Here is a 19093-nt window from a genome sequence, read left to right on the forward strand (position 1 = left end):
CCCAAGGGCTGCCCTCGGCTGGCCCCCTGTTCCTCCTGTCCTCTTCTCGGCCGCCTCGCCCGCCTCGCCCGCCTCGCCCGCCTAGAGTCGCTTCGTGCTCTTTGGAATGGTGTGCGCGCTCGGCGCGGCGGTCTGTTTCGGTACGGCGACGGTGTTGCAGGCGATGGCCACGCGGGCGGCGGTCGATGTCGCCGGTGCGGGTGGCGGTCCGGGTGGCGACGCGGCGTTGCTGTTGCGGGCGTTGCGGCAGTGGCGGTACATCGCCGGGCTGGCCCTGGACGGGCTCGGCTTCCTCTTCCAGATCGCGGCGCTGCGGTCCCTTCCGATCTACGCGGTCGGCGCGGCGCTGGCCGCGAGTCTCGCCGTCACCGCGGTGGTCGCCGCCCGGCTGCTGCGGGTGCGGCTGAGCGGGGTGGAGTGGGCCGCGGTGGGGGTGGTGTGCGCCGGGCTGGGGATGCTGGGGCTGGCGTCCGGGACCGAGGGGGAGCAGGCCGGGTCGGACGCGCTGAGGTACGCGATGCTCGCGACCGGCGTGGGTGTGCTGGTGCTGGGGTTGCTGAGCGGGCGGTTGCCGGAGCGGGGGCGGGGACTGGTGCTCGGGTTGGCGGCGGGGTTCGGGTTCGGGGTGGTCGAGGTTTCGGTGCGGCTCGTCGATGACGTGTCGGTGGGGGCGCTGGTGGGAAACGCGGCGGTGTATGCGCTGGTGGTGGGGGGTGCGGCGGCGTTTCTGGCGCTGACGTCGGCGTTGCAGCGGGGGGCGGTGACGGTGCCGACGGCGGGAATGGTGATCGGGGAGACGATCGGGCCTGCGGTGATCGGCGTGGTGTGGCTGGGGGATCGTACGCGGGAGGGGCTGGGGTGGCTGGCGGTGGCGGGGTTCGGGGTGGCGGTGGTGGGGGCGCTGGCGTTGGCGCGCTTCGGTGAGGCGCCGGACTGAGTTGCGCCAGTTGTGCCCCCGCCACTCCGAAGGCGCTCGTCCTCAGACGCCGGACAGGCTGCAGACGGTCACCTCATCGCCCCCAGCACCCCGTCCCACAGCCGCACCCTCGCCTCCAGCGCGTCCGTCGCCGTCTCCGCCGCCTCCGCCCACCGCGCGTCACTCGTACCGCACAGATCGGCGACCATCTGCATGGCCATCGGCGTGTGCTCCTCGCCGTCGACCTCGATGTGCCGGGACAGGTAGTCGCAGAACAGGGGGAACCGGTCTGTGCCCTCCTCCTTGATCACCTGGTCGAACATGTCCGGGATGAGGTCCTCGCGGGAGAAGGCGAACGCCGCGGCCCGGCAGTGCAGCGGCCGGTCGTTGATGATCTCGAACGTGGTACGGACGAACTCGGCTGCGGGGCCGGGGACCTGGGCGACACGCAGCGCCGAGCTCACGTCGTGCCCCTCCCCCACCAGACCGACGAACGTGTCGATACGGGACGTGTCCGCCGCCGCTTCGCTCATACCGGCGCAGTACAGCTCGAAGTGGCTGGTGAAGCCACCGTTCAGCTCGTCGCTCTCCTCCACGAGCACGATGTCGTTGATGAGACGCCGGCTCACCTGCGACCCGCGCGGCACCCAGGGGACGTCGACACAGGTCAGCTCCCGCTGCAGCGACTTGAGCAGGGACATGAAATCCCATACCGCGAACGCATGGTGCTCCATGAACGTCGCCATGTGTTCCCTGGTGTTTATCCGCTGGTAAATCGGGTGGGCGGTCACTTCTTTTCGCACCGGCTCGATCACGGACCGGGCCCGCTCGATTCCCTCGTGGGTCATATCCCAGTCGTACCTGGACATGAAATCTCCCTCGCGTTGGTCGAATGGCGATCGTGCCGCTTTACCACTCACCCCGGCAAGCCCTTTCCTCAATTCCGAAAAAGTTACCCCAGGTATCACTCGAAAGAAGACAGAAAGCCACCCTAAAGAACGACAAACAGCCATCTTCCGGACATTCGTACGGAGGTTTCGAAAATCTTCGTTGAATATTTGAGCGCGATCGCTTGCCGCTGCGTATACGACGGCGTGACCAGGAATCCCGTCACCATCACGGTGGCGTATCAAGTGATCCCGGGCCGCGAGACCGAGTTCCACTCCTGGGGGTGGGCCGTGCTGCGCGCGAGGGCGCGTGAGCCGGGCTTTCTGGGGGGTGGTGTCCTTGTCGACGGAGAGGCGGAGTGGCATGTGGTCTACCGCTTCGACAGCGAGAGTTCGGCCCTGGCCTGGGAAAACTCCGCCAGTTGGGCGCAGTGGGCGGCCAGGGTGGAGGGGCTCGCCCGGGAGACCGGGCGCCGAAGCGTCGAGGGCTCCAAGGTGTGGTTCGACTCCCAGACCGACTTACCGGCCGCCGCCCAGGCGCCGGCTCCGCCACGCCCCCCGGACAAATGGAAGCTGTGGTTCGTGAATATGAGCGCAGTTTTTCCACCCGTGCTCATATTCAATCTGACCATTCTTCCCTTCCTCGGCGGTGTCAATGCACTCATTCGCACTCTGCTGCTTTGTCTGGCCGTGACGGCACTCGTCACCTGGATTCTCATGCCGCGTCTTCAGCGTTTCTTCAAGAAATGGCTCTACCCGCCGCTCCAGGCACTTCGTGGACGCCACAAAAGGCGAACCGCATGACCGACGGTATGAACGACGCAAGGGAGGTGGGCGGGTGAAGACCCTGCTCATCGACAATTATGACTCGTACACGTACAACCTGTTCCAGCTGATCGCCGAGGTCAACGGCGAGGAGCCGGTGGTGATCCGTAACGATGCGCCGACCAGCGGATTCGACACTCTTGTGGAATTCGACAACCTCGGCAACTTCGACAACATCGTCGTCTCACCGGGCCCCGGGCACCCGGCCACCCCTCGCGACTTCGGGATCAGCGCACGTGTACTCGCCGAGTCCCGGATACCCGTACTCGGCGTCTGCCTCGGTCACCAGGGGATCGCGCTCGGCGAGCGGGGCCGGATCGTGCCGGCCCCCGAGCCCCGGCACGGGCATCTGTCGACGATCCGGCACGACGAGCAGGACCTCTTCAAGGGGCTGCCGCAGCACTTCACCGCCGTGCGCTACCACTCCCTCTCCGTGCGCGAGCCGCTGCCCGAGACCCTCGAAGCCACCGCCTGGGCCGAGGACGGGGTCCTCATGGGCCTGCGGCACCGCACGCGCCCCCTGTGGGGAGTGCAGTTCCACCCGGAGTCGGTCCTCACCGAGTACGGCCGCCGCATGCTCATGAACTTCCGCAACCTCACGGCGGAACGGGCCCGCAAGCTCCGTACGAAGAACACCGCCGTCACCCGCACCGCCGCGGCGATGCCCGAGCACTCCTCCCCGGTGCTCATCCCCCGCACCGCCCGCATCCCCGCCCAGCGCCGCTCCCCGCAGCGGCGCCCCACCCACCGTCTGCACACCCGCCGGATCGCCACGGCCGTGGACACGGAGGCCGCGTTCGGCCGGATGTACGCCGACTCGCCGCGCGCGTTCTGGCTGGACAGTTCGCAGGTCGAGAAGGGGCGGTCGCGGTTCTCGTTCTTCGGGGACGGGTCCGGTCCGCTCTCCGAGTACGTGCGGTACGACGTCACGAGCGGCGTCTGTGAGATCGAGCGGGACGGACGGCCCACGCGCAAGGTGAAGGCGAGCGTCTTCGACTACCTGAAACGGCAGTTGACGACCCGCTATGTCGACGCCACCGGACTGCCCTTCGACTTCACCGGCGGATACGTCGGCTACTTCGGATACGAGACGAAGGCCGACTGCGGAGCCTCGCCCAACGTCCACCGGGCCCAAACCCCCGACGCCTGCTGGCTGTTCGCCGACCGGCTGATCGCGGTGGACCACCAGGAGGGCTACACGTACGCCGTCTGCGTCGCCGAGGACACCCCCCAGGCCACGCTGGAGGCCGCCGACTGGCTCGACAGCGCGCTGGCCCAACTCACCTTCGTGTCAGGGGAACAGCCGCCGCTGCCCGTACCGGCGGCCGAGCCGGACCCCGTCGCCGCCGAGCCGTGGCTGGTGCGCGACCGGGCCACCTATCTCGCCGACATCGAGGCCTGCCACCGGGAGTTGACGGCCGGCACGAGCTACGAGGTCTGTCTGACCAACGCGGCCCGGATGCCGGCCCCGCCGGACTCGTACGACTACTACCGGGTCCTGCGGCGCCTCAACCCGGCGCCGTACGCGGCCTTCCTGCGGTTCGGGGACCTCGATGTGGCCGGCTCCTCCCCCGAGCGGTTCCTGCGGATCACCCGGGACGGCATGGCCGAGGCCAGGCCCATCAAGGGCACCGCCCCGCGTGGCCACGACCCGGAGGAGGACGACCTCCTGCGCGACTCGCTCGCCGCCGACGACAAGACGCGCGCCGAGAACCTGATGATCGTCGACCTGCTCCGCAACGACCTGGGCCAGGTCTGCCGCACCGGCACGGTACGCGTCTCCCGGCTGATGGTCGCCGAGACGTACGCCACCGTGCACCAGCTCGTCTCCTACGTCGAGGGACGGCTGCGCGAGGGCACCGACTCGGTGGACGCCGTCCGCGCCTGCTTCCCCGGCGGCTCCATGACCGGCGCGCCCAAGCTCCGCACGATGGAGATCATCGACTCGCTGGAGACCGAGGCGCGGGGCGTGTACTCCGGGGCCCTCGGCTACCTGGGATGCAGCGGCGGCGCGGATCTCAACATCGTCATCCGGACCGCCGTGATCGCCGACGGCGAGATGCAGTTGGGCGCCGGCGGCGCGATCGTCCTCGCCTCGGACCCGGTCGCGGAGTACGACGAGATGCTGCTGAAGACGGCCGCGCAGATGCGGGCCTACCAGGAGGACGAGAAGCGGTACCAGGAATTCCAGAAGTACCAGGAATACCAGGATTACCAGCCGTCCTCGTCCCTGTCGGCCGCCGCCGAGGAGGCCGCCCGATGACGACCCACCCGGCCACCACCGCTCCCCCAGCACCCGCGTCCTCGCCCGCCCCCGCCCCTGCCGACGCCGACGCCCCCGGCAACCTCGCCGCCCATCTCGCCGCTCTCGCCGAGCGGCGCGGCTGGAGCGACCGGGCCGCCTTCCACCAGAGCCACCAGGGGCACCGTTCCTGGACGCACGGCGAGGTGCACGAGCTGGCCGCCCGTACGGCGACGGTGCTCGCCCGGCACGGTGTGGGGGCCGGCGACCGGGTGGTCCTCGCGCTGCCCGACGGCATCACCTGGGTGACCGCCTTCCTCGCCATTGCCCGGCTCGGTGCCGTGGCCGTCCTGGTCAACCCCGAACTCCCGCCCGCCGACCACGCGTTCATGACCGAGGACGCCGAAGCCGTGCTGTGCGTGACCGGACCCTGGATGGAGGAGGGCGCGGGCGACGAGGGGCGTTTCGCGGGCCGGCCGCTCCTCGGCGCCGATCAGCTCGCCGCCCTCGCCCCCACCGCCGAACCGACCACCACCGCCCACCCGGTGGACGCGCACACGCCGTTATACGTGCAGTACACGTCCGGAACCACCGGACGCCCCAAGGGAGTTGTGCACAGTCACGGCGACCCGAAGACCTACCACGATCTCATCGGGCGCCGCCTCCTTCGGATCACCGAGGACGACGTCTCCCTCTCCGTGTCGAAGCTGTTCTTCGCCTACGGCTTCGGCAACGCCTTCGTCTTCCCGCTCTTCTCCGGCTCGTCGGCCGTCCTGGTGGACCGGCGTCCGGCCCCGGCCGCCGTCGACGAACTCGTCGCCCGGCACCGGGTGACGCTGCTCTACTCCGTGCCGTCCGCGTACGCCGCCCTGGTCGCCGACCGGGGCAACGGCCACCAGGGCTGCTTCGCCTCCGTACGGGCCGCCGTGTCGGCCGGCGAGGGGCTGCCGGACGGACTCGGGCAGCAGATCGGCGAGTTGCTCGGCGCTCCGGTGCTGGAGCAGATCGGTTCCACGGAAGCAGGGCACGCCTTCTGCGCCAACAGCTTCGACCACAACCACCCCGGTACGGTCGGCCGCCCCGTCCCCGGTTTCGAGGTCGAGCTGCGCGACCGCGCCGGGCTCCCGTTGCCCGACGCCGACGAGGGCGCCGAGGGTGAACTCTGGGTACGTGGGCCCACGTTGACGAGCGGCTACCTCAACCGGCCCGAGGAGACGGCCCGTTCACTGGTCGGCGGCTGGCTGGCCACCCGGGACCGGGCGGTCCGTGAACCGGACGGCAGCTACCGGCACCTGGGCCGCGCCGACGACATGGAGATGGTCGGCGGCATCACGGTCTCGCCGCTGGAGGTGGAGGCCGTACTGCGCACCCACCCGGCGGTGAAGGAGGTCGCCGTGGCCGCTCTCACCGACGAGCGGGGCTTCAGCAGGCTGCGTGCCTTCGTCGTGCCCGTCGGACCGGCCCGGGCAGGACTGGAGACCGAACTCATCGAGCTGGCCCGCGCCCGTATCGCCGCCTTCAAGGTGCCCCGGAGCGTGAGCTTCGTCCCGTCGCTGCCCCGCACGTCGACCGGGAAACTCCGCCGCCATCTGGTCCGCCAGGGCGCCTGGTGACCACCGCAGCCACTGCAACCCCCCGCAGTACTTCAGAAGGGAACGGGCGCATGCCAAAGCAGCAGCCCCTGCTCGCCGACCGCGGTTTCTATCTGGGCCCGGTCTTCCGGCGGGCCGCCGACCGCCACGGAGCCGTCTTCGTCACCCTGGACCGGCCGCTCGACGTCAGCCCCGACCTCGGCGTCGACCTCAGCTATCCCCAACTGGCCGATCTGGTCGAGGAGTTGTCGGCGCGGCTGTGGGCGGCCGGGGTGCGGCCCTCGGAGGAGGTGGTCGTCCACAAGACGGACAACGTCGACATCGTGCTGCTGACCTGTGCCGTCTCCCGTATCGGCGCGGTCCCCGTGCTGCTGTCCCCCGGCCTCGCCGGACCGGTCGTCGGCCAGCTGCTGGCCCGTCTGCACCGCCCCTGGCTGCTCACCGACAGCGCCAAACTCACCGGTCCGCTCGCGGAGTTGGACCTCTCCCCGCTGGTACGCCGGACCCTCGCCGTGGACGCCGATGCCGGCGCCGGCGTACCGGGCGCCGAACCCCTGGCGATGTACGCCGTCGCCGAGCCCGCCGCCCCCGTCCGCCTCCACCCCCGTGAACCCGCCCTGATCACCCACAGCTCGGGCACCACCGGCATCCCCAAACTCGCCGTGCACTGCGCGAACACCATGTGGAACCGGCTCGTACCGCAGCAGGCGATGGGCTGGCCCACGCGCGGGGAGACGGCCGCGCTGCACATGTCCTTCGTGCACTCGCGCTTCTACCATCTTCTCGGCGTGCTCCTGCACTTCGGCAGCCCGCTGCTCCTGATCACCGATCCGACCCCGGCCTCGGTGGGCCCGCTGCTCGCCCGCCACCGCCCCGGCATCGTCGAGACCCACCCCAACACCTTCGTCCTGTGGGAGGAGTTGGCGGACGCACCGGGTCAACCGCTGTCGCGCGTACGGTCGTACGGGTCGACGTTCGACGCGATCCACCCGCGGACCGTACGGCGGCTGCTCGGCGCATCGAAGCGCCGGAGCGCCTGGCTGATCCAGCTGTACGGGCAGAGCGAGACCGGGCCCGTCGCCTTCCAGTGGTTCACCCGGCGAAACGCCGCGAAGGCCGACGGCCGCCGGGTCGGGATCGGGATACCCGGCTTCACCCGGGTCCGCGTCACGGACGACAACGGCCGGCCCGCCGCGCCGGGCGAACCGGGCCGCATCGAGGCCCGTACGCGTGGCCGCATCCTCACCTACCTCGGCGCGCGCGAGCAGTACCAGCGCCAGCTCGACGGCGGCGGGTGGTGGCAGATGGGCGACATGGGGTACCGGAGCAGGCTCGGCGCGCTGTATCTCATCGACCGCGAGATCGACCAGATCGACTCCGTGCACAGCAACCTGGAGGTCGAGGACACGCTGATGGACCGGCTGGAGGAGCTGCGCGAGGTCGTCATCGTGCCGGGCGCCGACCGCGAGCCGGTACCCGTGGTCTGCGTACGGGACGAGATGCCGCTGGACCCGGACCGCTGGCGCCAGGCGACCGCCGATCTGCCGACGATGGCCGAGCCCCGGCAGTGGCGGTTCGAGGAGCTGCCGATGACGGCGACGTGGAAGGTGAAACGGGTGGAGATCACCCGCATGCTGGCCGAGAGCGCCCGCACATGAACCCCCCTGACACCGACACCGACACCACCCCTGACCGGGTACTGGTCGTGGGCGCGGGTCCCGTAGGCCTCTCCGCCGCCCTCGGGCTGCGCGCCCACGGGCTGCCCGTCGTCGTCCTGGAGGCGGACCCCGAGGACCGTGAACGCCCGGGCAGCCGCGCCCTGTTCGTGCACCGCGAGACCCTGCGCCTGCTGGACGGGATGCGCCCGGGCCTGGCCGCCGAGTTCGCGTCGTACGGACGGACGTGGCACACCCGGCGCACGCTGTACCGGGGCCGCGAGGTCTACTCCCGCACCTTCCCCGAGCAGCCGAAGGCGCCCGCGACCACCCCGCCCTTCACCAGCCTGCGCCAGGTGGACACCGAGCGCTTCCTGCGCGCCGCCTGCCGGGACGCGGGCGTGGAGTTCGCGTGGGGCGTACGGGTGACGGGCGTACGGTCCTCGCCGACCGGGGTCACCCTCACCGACTCCGACGGCGGCGTCTGGCACGGCACCCATGTGGTCGCCGCCGACGGCGCCCGTTCGGCGGTCCGGGCGGAGCTGGGGATCACCATGGACGGCACGCGCTCGGAGGGGTTCCACGTGGTCGTGGACGTCGCCGACATCCCCGGCGCCGAACTCCCCCTGGAGCGCGTCTTCCACTACGAACACCCGGGCGTGGGCGGCCGAAGCGTGATGCGGGTGCCCTTCACCGGCGGCTTCCAGGTCGACCTCCAGTGCCGCGACGACGACTCGCAGGAGGCGTACGGCACGCAGGAGGCCGTCCGGGACTGGCTGCCGGCGGTCCTGGGAGCCAGTGACTCCGGTAAGGGGTACGGGGAGCAGATCCTGTGGGTGTCGACGTACCGCTTCCTGCGCAAGGTCGCGGACGCGTTCACCGATCGGCACCGGCGGGTGCTGCTCGTCGGGGAGGCGGCGCATCTGTTCCCGCCGTTCGGGGCGCGCGGTATGAACAGCGGGATCGCGGACGCGGCGGCAGCGGCGGAGGCCATCGCGGCGGTGGCCAGGACCGGACTGGCGGGAGCGGTCGCCGAGTTCGCCGAAGTACGGCACGCGGCGGCCGTGTTCAACAGTGCCGCCGCCGGCAACGCCCTCGACCACCTGCGGCCACGGAGACGGATCGTCCGGGCCAAGCAGCGCGCGGCGGCGGCCCTCGCACCGGTGCTGCCGTGGTGCGGGTCGTGGCTGGAGCACGCACCGTACGGGCCCCGGAACGGGGCGCCGGCGGTGGCGGGCCGCAAGTACTGACAGAGGTATCAGAAGTATCAGAGCAGAGGTATCAAGAGAGAGCACTTGATGACGCAACCAGCAACACAAGCAGCGGTCGCGGAAGGGCTGTTGACGTGGACGCCGCGCCGTGGCCTGACCGGTCCGGACTCGCACGGCTGCGTGCCGACGGTCGGTGAGCGACTGGCGGTCGCCGACTCGTGGCTGCTGCGCGACGGCCGGGTACGCGGCCTCGGCCGGCACCGGGAGCGCTTCCTACGGTCCTGCGGCGACTCCGGCGGCCCCTCGCCGCGCCAACTGGTCGACTTCTGGCGGGACATGACCGCCGCGCTGCCGCACACCGGGGAATGGTTTCCCCGGGTCGAACTGGGCGCCGAATCAAGAGAGTTGAGGCTCCTGCTCCGCCACGCGCCACCGCTCGGCACCGGTGTACGGGTCTGGGCGGCGGGCCAGTTGGACCCACGTACCGTCCCCCGCCGCAAGGGCCCCGACCTGGACATCCTGGCCCGGGTCCGGCAACGGGCGGCCACCGAGGGCGCGGACGAGGCGGTGCTGATCGCCCCCTCGGGCGTGGTCCTGGAGGGGGCCACCACCAGCCTCCTGTGGTGGGAGGACGACACCCTGTGCCTGCCCTCCCCACAGCTCCCCGTCCTGGCCGGAGTCACCGCTGCCCTCATCCAGGAACGCGCCCAGCGCACCGGCATCCGCGTCGCCCACCGCGAACGCACCCTCGCCGACCTGGACGGCCGCGAGGTGTGGCTGGTGAACGCCCTGCACGGAATCCGTCCGGTGAAGGAATGGACGGGCGGAACGGAACCGCTTATGCGGGCGGGTCATCCGGTACGGGCCGCCGAATGGCGACCATGGCTGGAAGGCCTCATGGAGCCGCTGCAATAATTAAATGAAGAGAGGTAGGGCGGGGCGATATCATTCGCCCTTCCCTACCTTTTCATGTCTGAATTCAGTTGCTCTTCTGGACCGGCTGATATCCGCCGGGAACCATGCGCGTGGCGATGGCGATCCGGTTGTATGCGTTGATGACGGTGGCCGCCCAGATCAGCGCGGCGACCTGCGCCTCGTCGAAGACACCGGCGGCCTCGGCGTACACGTCGTCGGGGACGTGCCCGTCGTGCACCAGGGTCACTGCCTCGGTCAACGCCAGTGCGGCGCGCTCCCGTTCGGTGAAGAAGGGGGTCTCCCGCCAGGCGTTCAGGGCGTAGATCCGCTGCTCGGTCTCGCCTGCCGCGCGGGCATCCTTGGTGTGCATGTCGAGGCAGAACGCACACCCGTTGAGCTGGGAGGCGCGAATCCGGATCAGTTCGAGGAGTTCCGGTTCGACCTTGGCGTCCCGCGCGGCGGAAACTGCGGCGCCATGCAGGGCGCCCATCGAGGCGGAGACCTCGGGGGTGATTTTCTTGAGGGCGACTCGGGATATGGGTTCAGTGGTGGTCATGGGATTACTGTATCCGTTGAAGAGGATGAAGATGGCTTGGGGATCGGAAAAGTGACGGAAACGGAAACGGAATGGAACTGCCGACTGTGCGGCGGCAGGCCGCTGCCGGTGCGGCCGTTCCTGCTCAGCCCTTCGCCTGCTTCCTGCTCTCGCGCACCGCCTGCCGCCGCGCCTCCTCCGCCTCCCAGCGCCGCTTCAACTCCAGGGTCCGTTCGCCGAGTTGGATCGGCTCGTCATCGTCCTCCTCCTTCCACAGGCCCTGTTCCTTGAGTTGGCGTGTCTGTACGTCGACGGGCGGCTCGGGGTCGAAGTCGGAGGGGCGCGGGCCCTCTGGGCCGTCAGGGCCGACCCTGACGAGGCGTTCGACACGGGTGACGCGGTAGCGGATACCGTCGACGGTCGCGACGTTGGAGCGCTTCTCGTCGACGCGGTCGGCGATGAGGGCGTACTCCGCGGCCTTCTCCTCGCTCAGCCGGAGGGTGAAGGGCGCCATCACGCGCAGCCAGTAGGCCAGCGAGTCCCGCGCGCCCTGGGGCGTGAAGTCGGAGGCACCGGGGTTGTGGGCCCGCCAACTCCCGTCCACCCGCTCGGAGATCATGTAGACGGCGGGCAGCAGCACCCCGCCCGGATGCGTGTGGATCGCCCGTCGCGCCTCGTCCCGGACCGCCTGCGGCGCGCCGGGCACGACGCCGACGAACTGGATGAGGTCCAGTTTGAGGATGCCGTCGGACAGTCCGGTACCGGTGACGGGGTCGACCACGAAACCCTTGGTGCGCGGCCCCACCCGGTACGCCTCGCCGACCTCCCCCGGGTCGGGGTCGGAGGGGCGGGGCGGCTCGGGCCCGTTCGGCCCCATCCGGACGAAGCGGGAGGCACGCACGATCCGGAAACGCTCGCCGCGCACCCGTACCTCGTCCACCACCTCCCGGTCCATGCGCACCGCCGCCGCCATCCACTTGCGCCGGGCGGCCTCGTCCCCGGCGTCCTCGGCCTCCTTGGCCCGCAGCCGGAACACCGAGCCGAGCGAGTCGCGGGAGCCCTGCGGGGTGTCGCTGCCGTAGCCGTAGAGCTCCCAGCCGCCCGTCTCGCACTCCCTCGCGTGGAAGAACTCCGGGACGCCCACCCCCATCAGGTCGGGATACCGCTGCGCGGCCTCCCCCGCCTCCTGCTCCGCGAAGGCCGCGATCGGGCCCTCCTGGGCGGTGACCCGGATCGTCAGATACGCCGGGACATCGTCCCTGTAATCGCTCATGCACCGAGCGTGCACACAACGGCCTTGCCGGACACCCGATTTCACCGAATTCAGGGGGTCTCGGGTGTGGAATCCTGTGGAATCCCGACAGTTCTTTGACTAAAGTCAAAGAAATATGAAGCCAGTCTCAGCGGACGACGTGAACACCCTCAGGCGGTTCAACCGGTACTTCACACGACGCATCGGCGCCCTCGACGACCACTACCTCGGCCAGGACCGGCCACTGGGCGAGGCGCGCCTGCTCTTCGAGATCGGAGCCGGGACCTCGCTGCGCGAGCTCCGCAGCCGGCTCACCCTGGACGCCGGGTACGTGAGCCGGATGGTGCGCGCGCTGGAGACGCAGGGGCTGGTGCGGGTTCGGGTGCACCCCGGGGACAGCAGGTCACGGGTCGTGGAGCCGACGCCGGCCGGGCAGGCCGCGCTGACGGAGCAGAACCGGCGGGCCGACGATCTGGCGGCGGGCCTCCTCGCCGGCCTCGACGACACCCGGCGCGGCGAACTGACGGCCGCCCTCGACACCGCCCGGCGTCTGCTCCGCCTCGCGGCGATCACCGTCGAGGCCGTCGACGGCGCGAGCCCCGACGCCCGCGCCTGCCTCGCCGAGTACGCCGCCGACATCGACGAACGGTTCCCCGAGGGCTTCGACCCGGCCGCCCTCGTACAGCCTCATGAGGTGTCGGGGGACGCGGGTGCCTTCCTGGTGGCGTACGAGGAAGGGCGCGCCGTGGGGTGCGGGGCGCTGCGGCGGCTCGAACCCGGGGTGGGCGAGATCCGGCACGTGTGGGTGCATCCCGCCGCCCGGCGGCTCGGGCTCGCCCGACGCCTCCTCGACGGCCTCGAACAGCAGGCCGCCGTACGGCACTTGACGGTCGTACGACTGGACACGCACGCCGTGCTCAAGGAGGCGCGGGCGATGTACCGGGCGTGCGGCTACGCGGAGATCCCGCGTTACGACGACAACCCGTACGCGGGGCACTGGTTCGAGAAGCGACTGTCCCCGCCGGGGCCGGACGCACCCGGGCCCCGTCCGGCCGAAGCCTGAACGGGGCCCGAGAGCAGAGCGGTTGGGACTGGCTGACTAGATGAGGCCGAGCGCGCGAACCGCCTCGCGCTCCTCCGTCAGCTCCTGCACCGAGGCGTCGATGCGGGCGCGGGAGAACTCGTTGATGTCCAGGCCCTGGACGATCTCGTACACGCCGTCCTTCGTGGTGACCGGGAAGGAGGAGATGAGGCCCTCCGGGACGCCGTACGAGCCGTCGGACGGGATGCCCATGGAGGCCCAGTCGCCGTCCGCCGTGCCGTTGACCCACGTGTACACGTGGTCGATGGCGGCGTTGGCGGCGGAGGCGGCCGAGGACGCGCCACGGGCCTCGATGATCGCGGCGCCGCGCTTGGCGACGGTCGGGATGAAGTCCTCGGCGAGCCACTTCTCGTCGCTCACGACCTCGGCGGCGTTCTTGCCGCCGACGGTGGCGTGGAAGATGTCGGGGTACTGGGTGGCCGAGTGGTTGCCCCAGATGGTGAGGCGCTTGATGTCGGCGACCGTCGAGCCCGTCTTCTTCGCCAGCTGCGTGAGCGCGCGGTTGTGGTCCAGGCGGGTCATCGCGGTGAAGCGGTCGGCCGGTACGTCCGGCGCGGCGGCCTGGGCGATCAGCGCGTTGGTGTTGGCCGGGTTGCCGACGACGAGGACCTTGATGTCGTCCGCGGCGTTGTCGTTGATGGCCTTGCCCTGGGGCTTGAAGATGCCGCCGTTGGCCGAGAGGAGGTCACCGCGTTCCATGCCCTTGGTGCGCGGGCGGGCGCCCACCAGGAGGGCGACGTTGGCGCCGTCGAAGGCTACGTTCGCGTCGTCCGTGATGTCGATGCCCTGGAGCAGCGGGAAGGCGCAGTCGTCCAGTTCCATCGCGGTGCCCTCGGCGGCCTTGAGCGCCGGGGTGATCTCCAGGAGGCGGAGCCTGACCGGCACGTCCGCGCCGAGCAGCTGGCCGGAGGCGATGCGGAAGAGCAGGGCGTAACCGATCTGGCCGGCCGCGCCGGTGACGGTGACGTTCACGGGAGTGCGGGTCATGGCGTTCTCCGTATGACAGCTGGCGGTGGGGCGTCGCTGCCCCGGGTTTCGGATGATCGATCTCTTGGCGTCAAGAGAGATCCGCCGTCAGGCTATCGCGCATCCGGGATCCCGGATGTCCGGGTCCCGTGTGGCCCACCCCACAGAGTCAGGTTCGCAGAGTCGCGTTCACCGTCCACAGCAAGCGGCGGCCGCCCGTCCGGGAGAGGTGTGACGGGCGACCGCCGCCCGGGAACCGATCGAGCCGGACTCCCGTGGGGGTACTTCACCGCCTGCCCCGAACCGGGCCGGGCATTCCCCTCGTACGGCGGTTTCGTGATTCCGCGGTTCCGTACGAGGGGAATGCGCCTGTCCCGCTACTGGGTACAGCCCTTCTCCCCGGTCGCCTTGAGCGTGACGCACGCCGTCGCGTCGCCCGCGTCCTTCACGGCCACCATCGGCGTGTACGCGTCGGTGTCCGTGTCGACCGTGCCGAGCTGCTTCGCCGCGCCGGAGGCGGTGACGTCGACCTGGTCGCCCGGGGCCGCCTGGGTGATGCGCGCCCAGGCTGCCTGGCAGGTCTTGCTGTAGCGGACCTCGACGAGCGTGGTGCCGACGGTGACGCTGTTGGCGGTCTGCGCCAACTCGCCGCCGCAGCCCATGTTCTCCGGGTCCTGGCCGGTGCACGCGGCGCCACTGCACTCCACACCGACCGGCAGGTCGGGATTCGTACCTGCCGAGGTGGTCGGGGACGGGCTCGGCTTGGCCTCCGGGGTGTCATCGCCCCGGTTGGTGAGGATCAGGGCCGCCGCGACCACCACCGACGCGCCCACCACGCCCGCGAGGAACATCGTGAGCCGCCGCTTGCGCCGCGAACCGCCACTGCCACCGGTTCCACCGCTGCCGGCCGGTCGGGCGTCCTGCGGCGAACCGCTGGGCGCCCCCACGGGCGTACCGGGCGTCCAGGGTGCCGCACCCGAATACCCGGGCGCCCCCGACGCCCCGGAAGGTCCGGCTGGTCCCGACGGCGGGGCGGAGCGCCCCCCGGCGCCACCCCTCGACGCCGGCCCCTGGTATCCGGCTATACCCCACGAGTTGCTCTCGGCCGAGACGGAACTCGTGGAGCCGGCGGAGCTCGTCGAACTCGCGGAACTCACCGAGCCGCCGGAGACACCGCCCCGCGCCGCCCCCGCTCCTACGCCGCCGACCGCGTCCCGGGTCTCCGGGGGCGTCGGCTGCGGCGGCACGGTCGGTGAGACGCCTGCGGGGCCCGCGATTCCCGGAGTCACCGTCGCGCTCCGGGCGGCCCGTCCGTTGCTGCTGCTCCCGTTCTTCGCCTCTACGGCAGGCGCACCGAACTCTCCCAGCGCGGCGCGCGCCTGGGAGATCCGGATCGCCTCCATGGTCATGTCGTGGCGCATCTCCGAGCGGCTCCAGGCGCGCTCGGCCAGCTCCCACATCGTCGTCAGGTGAACGGGATTGGTGCCGGTGACCTCGGCCAGGGCGACGATCGCGCCCTTGGGTGCGAGGAGCCGGCCGTTGAGATAACGCTCCCAGGACGTCTTGCTGTAGCCCGTGCGGTCGGCCACCGCCGCGATGTTCAGGCCGCTGCGGTCCACGAGCCTGCGTAGCTGGCTCGCGAACTCCCTGACCTGCGGATCTAGTTCATCCGGCAAGGCCCTCCAACGAGGCATTGCTTCCCCCCTCATTCCCCCCGGTCGTGCTGGCTGTTCTCCCGTGCGTGGTGCCGTGGATCCCTCGGCCGAACCTCATCCGACTGTCTTGGCTACCCACACGGATGCGCCCATTCAGGATCTCGGTTCCCGGGGTGGGGGCGCACAGGAGCATTGTCTGGCCTGGAGGTGCACCGTTGCACGCCCCCGGCTTGCGGTCCAGTGTTCCACCGACCACCCTCCCGGCCGGCCGAACCCCTGGATGACACACGGGACGCCCCGGACGCCCCGATTGCCCACATTAACCCTGCCGCATTGCGGCCCGGTTGCAAATCCTCGAACTTATCGACACATCGCCACACAGAAAGCACAAGAACGGTCACATCGGACGCAGTTGTGTCAGATTCCCTCAACGGCATCAACCAAAAGCGACAGCGCCGACCACCGCGACAAGCCCGAGCGCAAGTACGAGGAGTACGGCGACGAGAAGCACCCGCCGGGACGAGTCGACGGAAGCCTCGGCAGCCACGGCCGACTCGGACTCCACCCACCACGGAAGGGTGGGCACCTCCTCCTCGTACACCCCGTCCTGCTGCCCCGGCTTCGCCGGATCCGGGGCCGGTGGCCGGGGCCAGGCCTGGACCGCCAGCTCCCAGCGGACGCCGAAGCGCTCGGCGTCGGCGGGGGCGAGGCCCGCGACCCGGCACAGGGCGGCTATCGCCTGCCGGGGCGGCGGCTGGGTCGCGTTGAGATACCGCTGCCAGGAGGACTTGCTGTACGCGGTGCGCGCGCCGAGCGCGGCCAGACTGAGCCCGGTGCGGTCCTTGAGAAGCCGCACCTGCTCCACGAAATGCCGCACCTCCGGCGGCAGATCGTCCGGCAGCGGCTGCCAGGCGCTCATCGCGAGTCCTCCTCGACGTTCGTCGGCCGGTCCGAGGCATTTGACGACGTCAGAGGGTGAATCGGTTCCCGCTGGGACAAAGTGCGGTCCTACCGGCCCTGGCTGCTGATCGTGTAGTGCAGGGTGTCGTCCAGGAACGGGATCGTCAGCCACGGCTTCGGCTGCGCCATCATCGACAGCAGCACGATGGCCGTGCCCAGCACCGTGTACGTGACCATGTCCGTGAACCGGGACCGTACGGCGAGCATCCCGACGTCCGGCACCACCCAGCGCAGCACCGCACCGGCCAGCAGCGCGCCCCCGATCAGCAGCGTCCCGTACCGGAACACGTCGAGCGCGGTCAGCAGCAGCCCGAACCCGACCAACCCCAGCACGAGGAGGATCGGCCACTGCCGAGCCGGCGCCGGCGCATCCCCGGGAGCCGCCCGGCCGCCTCCCTCGGGTCGCGCGGTGTCCCGCGTGAAGAGGGGGAAGCGGCGCGTCGTACGCCGGGGACGCCCCTCGGCGTCCGGCGCGCTGACGGGGTCGACGGCAGTGGGCTCGGGGCCCTCATCGGACGTCGCCGCAGACGCCGCCACCGGTTCCGCCTGCCTGTCCTCCGCCTCAGCCGACACTGCGCTCCGCCGCCTCGACCACGTTGACGAGCAGCTGGGCGCGGGTCATCGGGCCGACTCCGCCGGGGTTCGGGGAGATCCAGGCCGCGACCTCGGCGACGCCCGGGTGGACGTCGCCCACGATCTTGCCCTCGGCGGAGCGCGAGACGCCGACGTCGAGGACGGCGGCGCCCGGCTTCACGTCCTCCGGGCGGACCAGGTGGGCGGAGCCGGCCGCGGCGACGATGATGTCGGCGCGACGGAGGTGGGCGGCCAGGTCACGCGTACCCGTGTGGCACTGCGTCACCGTCGCGTTCTCGCTGCGCCGGGTGAGCAGCAGTGGCATGGGGCGGCCGATGGTGACACCGCGACCGACGACCACGACCTCCGCGCCCTTGATCTCGACGCCGTGGCTGCGGAGGAGGGTGAGGATGCCGTTGGGGGTGCAGGGCAGCGGGGCCGGCTCGTTCAGGACGAGGCGGCCGAGGTTCATCGGGTGGAGGCCGTCGGCGTCCTTGTCGGGGTCCATCAGTTCGAGGATGCGGTTCTCGTCGATGCCCTTGGGGAGGGGCAGCTGGACGATGTATCCGGTGCAGGCGGGGTCCTCGTTCAGTTCGCGGACCGCCGCCTCGATCTCCTCCTGGGTGGCCGTGGCGGGCAGTTCGCGCTGGATGGAGGCGATGCCCACCTGCGCGCAGTCGCGGTGTTTGCCGGCGACGTACTTCTGGCTGCCGGGGTCTTCCCCGACGAGGATCGTGCCGAGGCCGGGCGTGACGCCCTTCTCCTTCAGCGCCGCCACGCGGGCGGTCAGATCGGACTTGATCGCGGCTGCAGTGGCCTTGCCATCGAGAATCTGGGCGGTCATACCCCCATCCTCGCGGATGACCGCCCCCGGTTCCAATCCGGGTCCCACCGGGACAGCACGGCGCCCGTCCGCCCGTATCCCGCCATGATCAGCGATGTTGCACTTGCACAACACCTGCAGAATGCGGCTGGACAACAACTTGCCTCCCTAGAAGCATGTCCGGCGCAGTGTCGCGGTTGATGTTCGGGGGCAAACCGCTCAGAGCGTGATGTTCCTCCGCACAATCCGCATCGTCCCCAGCTGTGCAACGGAGGAATCCCACCATGAGTTTCGGCTCTCCCAACAACCCGTACGGTCAGCCGCAGAACCCGCAGAACCCGCAGCAGCCCGGGTACGGCTACCCGCAGCAGGGCCAGCAGCCCCCTGGCTACGGCTACCCGCAGGCGCCCCAGGGTGTCCCGCCGCAGCAGGGTTACGGCTACGCGCAGGCGCCGGGCTACCCCCAGCAGCCGGGTTACCCGGGCGGGACCGGTCCCACGGTCGCCTCGATGGGCCGCCGACTGGGCGCCCGCCTGATCGACATGGTGATCCTCTCCGTCATCTACCTCGGCTTCAGCTTCGCGGGCATCGCCGGCTCGATCAGCGCGGCCCAGGACTGTGACCCGAACGCGGCCGACTACGAGAGCTGCATCAACGACGCCAGCGGCAACATCGTGGCCTCCATGGGCGCGGTGTTCGGGGCCCTGGCGATCGCGGGTCTGCTCTACGAGTGGCTGATGACCGGCCTGGCGGGCGCGACCTTCGGCAAGATGGCCGTCGGCATACGCGTGGCGAAGGCCGACACGGGCCAGAAGCCCGGTCTGGGCTCCGCGTTCATCCGCTGGATCATCCCGGTCGTCGGCAGCTTCGCCTGCGGTATCGGTCAGCTGGTCGTGTACCTGTCTCCGTTCTGGGACAAGTCGGGCCGCCAGATGGGCTGGCACGACAAGGCTGCCGGCACGATGGTCGTGCACAAGCACTGAC

The 19093-nt window shown here is 70.5% G+C and carries 17 protein-coding genes; 9 read left to right on the forward strand and 8 right to left on the reverse strand.

What is annotated here, in order from left to right:
* Positions 1-106: 106 nt before the first annotated feature.
* Complete coding sequence (locus OG734_RS16500; protein WP_330293683.1) at positions 107-937, forward strand: hypothetical protein; 831 nt, start codon at positions 107-109, stop codon at positions 935-937.
* 68 nt (positions 938-1005) lie between these two features.
* Here the strand turns inward: OG734_RS16500 and OG734_RS16505 are convergent, their stop codons facing one another.
* The gene (locus OG734_RS16505; protein WP_330288260.1) at positions 1006-1785 is read right to left on the reverse strand and encodes a DUF3050 domain-containing protein; all 780 of its coding nucleotides are present in this window, start codon (positions 1783-1785) and stop codon (positions 1006-1008) included.
* A gap of 189 nt (positions 1786-1974) precedes the next feature.
* Here OG734_RS16505 and OG734_RS16510 point away from each other — a divergent pair, with 189 nt between their 5' ends.
* The 6 genes from OG734_RS16510 to OG734_RS16535 are packed head-to-tail and all read left to right on the forward strand — an operon-like array spanning position 1975 to position 10243.
* A complete protein-coding gene (locus OG734_RS16510) occupies positions 1975-2607 on the forward strand; it encodes an antibiotic biosynthesis monooxygenase (RefSeq protein WP_330288261.1) in 633 nt (210 codons plus the stop codon).
* Positions 2608-2641: 34 nt separating this feature from the next.
* A complete protein-coding gene (gene pabB, locus OG734_RS16515; protein ID WP_330288262.1) occupies positions 2642-4891 on the forward strand; it encodes an aminodeoxychorismate synthase component I in 2250 nt (749 codons plus the stop codon).
* On the forward strand, positions 4888-6483 hold the full coding sequence (locus OG734_RS16520) for a benzoate-CoA ligase family protein (protein WP_330288263.1): 1596 nt from the start codon (positions 4888-4890) through the stop codon (positions 6481-6483). The genes pabB and OG734_RS16520 overlap by 4 nt, the downstream gene beginning before the upstream one ends.
* A gap of 50 nt (positions 6484-6533) precedes the next feature.
* On the forward strand, positions 6534-8120 hold the full coding sequence (locus OG734_RS16525; RefSeq protein WP_330288264.1) for a class I adenylate-forming enzyme family protein: 1587 nt from the start codon (positions 6534-6536) through the stop codon (positions 8118-8120).
* Positions 8117-9367 carry an FAD-dependent monooxygenase gene (locus OG734_RS16530; RefSeq protein ID WP_330288265.1) on the forward strand — a complete coding sequence of 417 codons (1251 nt, stop codon included), beginning with the start codon at positions 8117-8119 and terminating at the stop codon, positions 9365-9367. Before OG734_RS16525 ends, OG734_RS16530 begins: the two co-directional genes overlap by 4 nt.
* 48 nt (positions 9368-9415) lie before the next feature.
* Positions 9416-10243, forward strand: coding sequence for an aminotransferase class IV (locus OG734_RS16535; protein WP_330288266.1), 828 nt, complete (start codon positions 9416-9418; stop codon positions 10241-10243).
* Between the two features lie 64 nt (positions 10244-10307).
* Here the strand turns inward: OG734_RS16535 and OG734_RS16540 are convergent, their stop codons facing one another.
* Together OG734_RS16540 and OG734_RS16545 are read right to left on the reverse strand one after the other, a co-directional pair.
* Entirely contained in the window at positions 10308-10799 is a 492-nt protein-coding gene (locus tag OG734_RS16540; RefSeq protein ID WP_330288267.1) for a carboxymuconolactone decarboxylase family protein, read from the reverse strand.
* A gap of 124 nt (positions 10800-10923) precedes the next feature.
* Entirely contained in the window at positions 10924-12051 is a 1128-nt protein-coding gene (locus OG734_RS16545; RefSeq protein WP_330288268.1) for a DUF5954 family protein, read from the reverse strand.
* 115 nt (positions 12052-12166) lie between these two features.
* Between OG734_RS16545 and OG734_RS16550 the strand changes: the two genes are divergently transcribed.
* Entirely contained in the window at positions 12167-13093 is a 927-nt protein-coding gene (locus OG734_RS16550) for a bifunctional helix-turn-helix transcriptional regulator/GNAT family N-acetyltransferase (RefSeq protein ID WP_330288269.1), read from the forward strand.
* A gap of 36 nt (positions 13094-13129) precedes the next feature.
* Here the strand turns inward: OG734_RS16550 and OG734_RS16555 are convergent, their stop codons facing one another.
* From OG734_RS16555 to OG734_RS16575, 5 genes are all read right to left on the reverse strand, one after another.
* Positions 13130-14119 carry a malate dehydrogenase gene (locus OG734_RS16555; RefSeq protein ID WP_330288270.1) on the reverse strand — a complete coding sequence of 330 codons (990 nt, stop codon included), beginning with the start codon at positions 14117-14119 and terminating at the stop codon, positions 13130-13132.
* Between the two features lie 356 nt (positions 14120-14475).
* Entirely contained in the window at positions 14476-15792 is a 1317-nt protein-coding gene (locus OG734_RS16560; protein WP_330288271.1) for an XRE family transcriptional regulator, read from the reverse strand.
* 397 nt (positions 15793-16189) lie between these two features.
* Complete coding sequence (locus tag OG734_RS16565; RefSeq protein WP_330288272.1) at positions 16190-16672, reverse strand: helix-turn-helix domain-containing protein; 483 nt, start codon at positions 16670-16672, stop codon at positions 16190-16192.
* Between the two features lie 89 nt (positions 16673-16761).
* Positions 16762-17250, reverse strand: coding sequence for a DUF3017 domain-containing protein (locus OG734_RS16570; protein WP_330293684.1), 489 nt, complete (start codon positions 17248-17250; stop codon positions 16762-16764).
* A 25-nt stretch (positions 17251-17275) separates the two neighbouring features.
* On the reverse strand, positions 17276-18130 hold the full coding sequence (locus OG734_RS16575) for a bifunctional methylenetetrahydrofolate dehydrogenase/methenyltetrahydrofolate cyclohydrolase (protein WP_330288273.1): 855 nt from the start codon (positions 18128-18130) through the stop codon (positions 17276-17278).
* A 263-nt stretch (positions 18131-18393) separates the two neighbouring features.
* Here OG734_RS16575 and OG734_RS16580 point away from each other — a divergent pair, with 263 nt between their 5' ends.
* Positions 18394-19092 (forward strand): RDD family protein, encoded by a 699-nt coding sequence (locus OG734_RS16580; RefSeq protein ID WP_330288274.1) that lies wholly within the window; start codon positions 18394-18396, stop codon positions 19090-19092.
* The last annotated feature ends 1 nt before the right edge of the window (position 19093 follow it).

The sequence above is a fragment of the Streptomyces sp. NBC_00576 genome (assembly GCF_036345175.1).
Classification (GTDB): Bacteria; Actinomycetota; Actinomycetes; order Streptomycetales; family Streptomycetaceae; genus Streptomyces.